The organism is Pseudonocardia sp. (assembly GCF_025965585.1).
Lineage (GTDB): Bacteria > Actinomycetota > Actinomycetes > Mycobacteriales > Pseudonocardiaceae > Pseudonocardia.
In genome coordinates this window covers 1-6,160 of sequence record NZ_JAOPWR010000400.1, presented here as the reverse complement: position 1 = coordinate 6,160, position 6,160 = coordinate 1, and the positions used below count along the sequence as shown (strand labels likewise).

Here is a 6,160-nt window from a genome sequence, read left to right as displayed (position 1 = left end):
CCCGGTCGATCCCGACGCTGGACGAGTCGATGCTCATCATCCGCTTCGCCGATCCGAGGGGCATCGACTTCTCGTACCTGCTCTCGATGCTGCACGACTCGTTCATGTCCCGCCCGAACACGATCGTGTGCCCGGGCGGCAAGATGGACCTCGCGATGCAACTCATCTTCACGCCGATGGTCTGGCGATTGATCGAACGGCGGAACCAGGCCCTCGGCCGTCCGTGAGCAGGGTCCTGGCGCGCGTGCTCCGGCCGGCGACACCCCTACTCGCTTTGTGCTTCCGCGAGGCCGTCCCGGAGGCCGGATGGGTCATGAAGAAAACGGGGACGGCGCCACTCTCCAGACGGGCACCACAGCGGTGTAGCCCGGGCGGATTACGACGCCTTCGCCTCCGCCGGAGTGAGATCGGGGCCCTCGGTGACGTGCCTACCGTGGCCCTCGGCGTGCCGGCGCCAGCAGATGCGGGCGCCGGGCGGAATGAGACGACCAGCGGCGACGAGCAGTCGCGACGTGGCCGCTCGGGAGGGCGTGGAAGTTCACGCCGGGCGCACCGCGCGTCGACCGACAGCGGCGTCGTCGTGGCGGGTCAGCCTGCAGGTTCCGGAGGGGTCGGAACTTGGCCGGGCGGGGTGCGTCGGCATGTTGGATCTGAGTAGGCCACGGCTGGTGGGGTCCAGGGCAAGTAGGCGTCTACTCACGACATCGTCGGGATCGAGCCCCGAGACTTGGCGCAGCGGCTGACCGGTCGCGCCGGAGGCACTGCAGCGAAGCAGGAGGGCACCATGTCGGACGAGAAGATCACCAGCGACCACACGCGGAGCGGGGACGTGTTCAGCAGTGATCATCGCGACCGGGACGAGCATCGCGACCGAGACGAGCACCGCGACCGGGACGAGCACCGCGGCCATGACGGTGAGCGGCATTTCGAGGGTCGGCGGTCTGACGATGACGGCGAGCACCGTGAGGAGCACCGGAGTGAGCACCGGGAGGAGCATCGCGACGACGATCACGGGCACCGTAGCGAGCACGAGTCCCGGGATTGGGAGGAGCATCACGACGATTCCGGCTCTCATCTGTCGCACGATCACGACGATCACGGGCACGAGTCCCACGAGCACGAGTCGCATGAGGTCTCGGGCCACGAGCACGTCGTCTGAGTTGTCCGAGGCGGGATCGGGGGTCGCCCGATCCCGCTGCGACGACGGTGCGACGGCAGGAGGGGGAGGATGGCCGAGCAGCAGGGACCGAGCGCCGCGGTGCGGTTCGCGCGTGAGACGGTCGAGTTGGCCATCGAGGGGGCCGCGGCCTATGGCCGCGACGACCTCGTCGCGCGGCTGCGCGGTGCCCGGGATCTGTTGTCGGGGTCGAGCGTCACGGTCTATGTCGTCGGCGAGTACAAGCAGGGGAAGAGCTCGCTGGTCAACGCGCTGCTGACCACCACGGTGTGCCCGGTGGACGACGACATCGCCACGGCGGTGCCGACGTTGGTGCGGTTCGCTGACCAGCCGCGCGCGAGCGCCACCTACGAGCCCGAGCCCGGCGACATCGGCTCGCCGTGGACCGAGACGATCCCGTTCGACCAGATCGCCGCGCACGTCGCCGAGGGCGGGAACGCCGGCAACCGTCGGCGGCTGCGGTCGGTCACCGTCGGCGTCGACCGGGCCCTGCTGGAGTCGGGTCTCGTCGTCGTCGACACCCCGGGGGTGGGTGGGCTCGGGTCGGTCCAGAACGCACTGACGGCCAGCGCACTCCCGTCCGCGCACGCCGTCGTCTTCGTCGCCGACGCCTCCCAGGAGCTGACCGTGGCCGAGGTGCGGTTCCTGCACACCGCCGCCGAGCTGTGCCCGATGCTGCTGTTCGTCCTGAGCAAGATCGATCTCTATCCGCAGTGGCGGCGGATCCTGGAGCTCGACGTGGGACACCTGACCCGTGCCGGGATCGCCGCGGACGCGTTCGCGGTGTCGTCGGAGATACGCACCGCCGCCGCCGACGCCGCCGACGCCGAGCTGAACGACGAGTCCGGCTTCCCGCCGTTCGTCCGGCGGCTCGGCGAGGTGCTCGACGACGCCGAGCGGGTGGCCCTGCAGTCCCTCGGCGCGCACCTGACGTCCACGATCGGTCAGCTCGTTCCCGCTCTCACCGCGCGCGTCACCGCTCTGACCCGTCCCACCGAGGCCGCCGATGTGCAGGCCGAGCTGGCCCGGGCCCGGGACCGGGCCGACACGTTGCGCAGCAGGTCCGCACGCTGGCAGCAGCTGCTGAACGACGGCTTCTCCGACATCTCCGCCGACGTGGACTTCGACCTGCGGATGCGCACCCGCGGCGTGCTGGCCGAGGCGGAGCAGGCCATCGATGATGGCGATCCCGCGCGCAACTGGCCCGACTTCGAGAAGTGGCTGCGTTCCCGGCTGGCCGGCGAGACCCTGGAGAACTACGCCCGGTTCGCGAAGGCCGCCGACGAGCTGGCCGAGCGGGTCGCGGAGCACTTCGAGCTCGTGGAGACCCAGATCGTCAAGGTCCGGGCCCCGCTGGGGATGCTCGAGGAGCTCTCGATCGAGACCTCGGCGCTGGACCCGCCGAAGAAGGTGACCGGCAAGATGGCGATCTTCCAGAAGACCTACGCCGGTTTCATGATGTTCACGATGCTGACCCACCTGACGATGCTGGCCATCCCGAGCCCGATCGGCATCGCCGCCGGCCTGCTCATGGGCCGCTCGGCGTTCGGCGAGGAGCGCAGGCGCGCGGTGGACAAGCGCAGGTCAGCGGCCCGGACAGCGGTGCGGCGGTTCGTCGACGAGTTCACGCTGCAGGTCTCGAAGGACTCCCGCGACACCGTGCGGCGGGCCCAGCGTGAGATGCGCGACCGGTACTCCGCGCGCGCGGAGGAGCTGCAGCGCTCGGCCGCCGCCGCGCTCGACGCCGCCCGCGACGCGGTGCGCGGCGGCGAGGACGCGGCCGACGAGCTGCGTCGCCTGGAGAAGGACCTCCAGCTGTTCACGGCGCTACGTGCCCGCACCGAACAGATGCTGGCCCGCACCGCACGCCCGGAGCACGCCCGGTGAGCGGCGGCCCCGGCATCGCCGACCGCGTCGGAGGCCTCGTCCGTACCGCCATCGCGCTCTACGGGGACAGCCCCGGTGGGCCCGAGCTGCGAGCCGTCGACGCCCGCCTCGCCGAGCCACTTCGGGTGGCGATCGCGGGCCGGGTCAAGGCCGGCAAGTCCACGCTGCTCAACGCGCTCGTCGGCCAGCAGCTCGCCGCCACCGACGCGGGCGAGTGCACGCGCATCGTCACCTGGTATGTCGACGGCCTCACCTACCGGGTCACCCTCCACCCGCGCCAGGGCCCGCCCCGCCAGCTGCCGTTCCGGCGGTTGGGCGGGTCTCTCGACATCGCGATGGACGGCGTCGCCGCAGCGGACGTCGAGCGGCTCGTCGTCGAATGGCCCGCGCCCACCCTCGCCGACATGAGCCTCATCGACACACCCGGGATGGGGTCGATGAGCACCGACGTCGGCCAGCGGAGCGAGGCACTGCTGACCCCCGAGGACGAGGTCGACGGCGCACCGGCCGAGGTCGACGCCGTCGTCTACCTCATGCGCCACGTCCACGGCGAGGACGTGCGCTTCCTCGGGACCTTCCAGGACGGGTCGGCCGACCGGAACCCGATGAACACCGTGGGCGTGCTGGCCCGTGCCGACGAGGTCGGACACGCCCGCCCTGACGCCCTCGAGGTCGCGGCCCGGATCGCCACCCGCTACGCCGCGGATCTCCGCATCCGGGCACTGTGCCGCACGGTCGTTCCCGTCGCCGGGCTGCTGGCCTCGTCGGCGGCCGCCCTGCGCGAGACCGAATACCGGTCCATCGAGCTGCTGGCCGCCTGCCCCGACCTCGACCGGCTGCTGCTCACCGCGGACCGCCTACTGACCGGTAGCCCCCGGCTCGAGCTGCTCGACGATGAACGCGCCGCGCTCCTGGACCGCTTCGGCATGTTCGGGCTCCGGCTCGCCACCCGGCTCGTCCGGGACGGCGCGGTGAGCAGCGCGACCGACCTCGCCCACGAGCTCCTGACGGCCAGCGGTCTGCCGCTGCTGCGGGCGGTGCTGGCCGACCAGTTCGCCGCGCGGGCCGACGTGCTCAAGGCGCGGTCCGCGTTGATGGGATTGGAGTCGATCATGCGGCGATACCCGCTGCCCGCCGCTGCCGGCCTGGCCCACGACGTCGAACGGGTGCGGGCCGGCGCCCACGAGTTCGCCGAGATCTCCCTCATCGACGCGATCCGCACCGGTGCGGTCCCCCTGTCCTCCGGTGACCTTCGCGCCGCCGAGCAGCTGCTCGGGGCGGCCGGCACCGATGCCCGGACGCGGCTGGGCCTGCCGCGCGACGCCAGCCCGGAGGGGGTGCGCAAGCTCGCGGCCGAGCACCACCTGCGCTGGCAGCAACGCGCCGAGCACCCGGCGTCACCGCGTGAGGTGGCGCAGGCGGCGCGGCTGCTCGTGCGGACCTGCGAGGGGATCCTCGGAGATTTCCCGACGGTCGAGTAGCCGGCAAGGTATTTCCGTCCGGGCGAGTAATCCACTACTCATGACGGGTGCCCCCTGGGAGCGCAGGTTGACCGGGCGGGGCTCTACCGGCCGCGCCGCCCGTCCACGCTCGCAGGAGGCCACCATGGGGTACAGCCTCGGAATCGATCTCGGCACGACGTTCACCGCGGCCGCGATCGACCGCATCGGGCACATCGAGATGGCCACTCTCGGCGACCGGACGGCCGCTATCCCGTCGGTCGTCCTCATGCGGGGCGAGGGTGCCGTGCTCACGGGGGACGCGGCGAACCGGCGGGCGATGATGGAGCCCGACCGGGTGGCGCGGGAGTTCAAACGCCGCCTCGGCGACCCGACGCCGCTCGTGCTCGGCGGTGCACCGCACTCGGTCGCGTCGGTGCTGGCGCAGCTGCTCTCCTCCGTGGTCGGGAAGGTTGCGGAACGGGAAGGCGGGGCCGCCGAGCACGTGATGCTCACCCACCCGGCCAACTGGGGCCCCTACAAGCGGGAGCTGTTCGACTCCGTGCCGCGCATCGCCGAGGTGGACCGGGTATCGATGATCACAGAGCCGGAGGCCGCCGCCGCGCACTACGCGACGAGCGAGCGACTGGCCGACGGTGCGCTCATCGCGGTCTACGACTTCGGCGGCGGCACGTTCGACGCCACGGTGCTGCGCAGACGCGCCGCCGGCTTCGAGATCCTCGGCACCCCGGAGGGCGTCGAGGGCCTCGGCGGCATCGACTTCGACGAGGCCGTGTTCGCCTTCGTCGACCGCACCCTCGACGGCGCGGTCACCGCGCTCGACTTCACCGATCGGCAGAACGCCGGTGCGCTGATCCGGCTACGCCAGGAGTGCGTGCTGGCCAAGGAGACTCTGTCGGCCGACACCGAGACCGTCATTCCGGTCCTGATGCCCGGCCTGCAGACCGAGGTGCGGCTGACCCGCGCCGAGCTCGAGGAGATGATGCGACCACCGATCGAGTCGACCGTGAGCGCGCTGCGCCGGGCGCTGCGCTCGGCACGCGTGGAACCGGAGGCCCTCGACGCCGTCCTGCTGGTGGGCGGGTCGTCGCGGATCCCGCTGGTCTCGGAGATGGTATCTGCGGCGCTGGGCAGGCCGACCGCGGTCGACGCCCATCCCAAACACGTCATCGCGCTGGGTGCGGCGGCCCTCGCCGGGGAGGCGCACGGCCGCACGGGCAACGGCGTGGAGCCGCCCGTTCCCACGACGGTGCTGCCAGCGGTGACGCGCCAGGTCGCACCGAGGCCGCGGTCCGAACCGCGCCCGGAGCCTGCGCGCGACCGTCCGAACCCAGCTCCCGCTCGCCCCGCCGCACCGGCCCCGTCCAGTCCGGCCCCGTCCGGTGCGGCCCCGTCCGGTGCGGTGAGGTCGACGCACGGCCCGTCGGGTGCCGATGCCTCCGCATCAGGCCGCCAGCGGCTTCCGGCGGACCCGCCCGGTGCGACGGCCGCCACCATCGCGGTCCCTGCGACCGCCCCCCGTTCGGCAGCTCCCCGACCGGCGACCGAACCGGTTCGTCCCGGCAGCGGCACGACCGGGATCGGCCGCCCACCGGCCGCGCCGCCCCTCGGCGATCCCGGCGCCGCCGGCCGGCCC

General features: G+C 72.4%; 4 protein-coding genes and 1 pseudogene. 4 read left to right on the top strand and 1 reads right to left on the bottom strand.

What is annotated here, in order from left to right; translation table 11 throughout:
• Positions 1–227: pseudogene (locus JWR81_RS24825) on the top strand (phosphoribulokinase); the annotation flags it as partial.
• Between the two features lie 311 nt (positions 228–538).
• Here JWR81_RS24825 and JWR81_RS24820 read toward each other — a convergent pair.
• A complete protein-coding gene (locus tag JWR81_RS24820; RefSeq protein WP_297657948.1) occupies positions 539–1,144 on the bottom strand; it encodes a hypothetical protein in 606 nt (201 codons plus the stop codon).
• Between the two features lie 84 nt (positions 1,145–1,228).
• Here JWR81_RS24820 and JWR81_RS24815 point away from each other — a divergent pair, with 84 nt between their 5' ends.
• From JWR81_RS24815 to JWR81_RS24805, 3 genes are all read left to right on the top strand, one after another.
• Positions 1,229–3,064 (top strand): dynamin family protein, encoded by a 1,836-nt coding sequence (locus tag JWR81_RS24815; RefSeq protein ID WP_297657945.1) that lies wholly within the window; start codon positions 1,229–1,231, stop codon positions 3,062–3,064.
• Positions 3,061–4,545, top strand: coding sequence for a dynamin family protein (locus JWR81_RS24810; RefSeq protein WP_297657942.1), 1,485 nt, complete (start codon positions 3,061–3,063; stop codon positions 4,543–4,545). The genes JWR81_RS24815 and JWR81_RS24810 overlap by 4 nt, the downstream gene beginning before the upstream one ends.
• Positions 4,546–4,669: 124 nt before the next feature.
• The coding region (locus JWR81_RS24805; protein WP_297657940.1) for an Hsp70 family protein at positions 4,670–6,160 on the top strand (1,491 nt) is incomplete at its 3' end.

Excerpts from the sequence above, each read along its gene's own strand:
- JWR81_RS24815 (WP_297657945.1), top strand. The coding sequence starts at position 1,229 with ATGGCCGAGCAGCAGGGACCGAGCGCCGCGGTGCGGTTCGCGCGTGAG.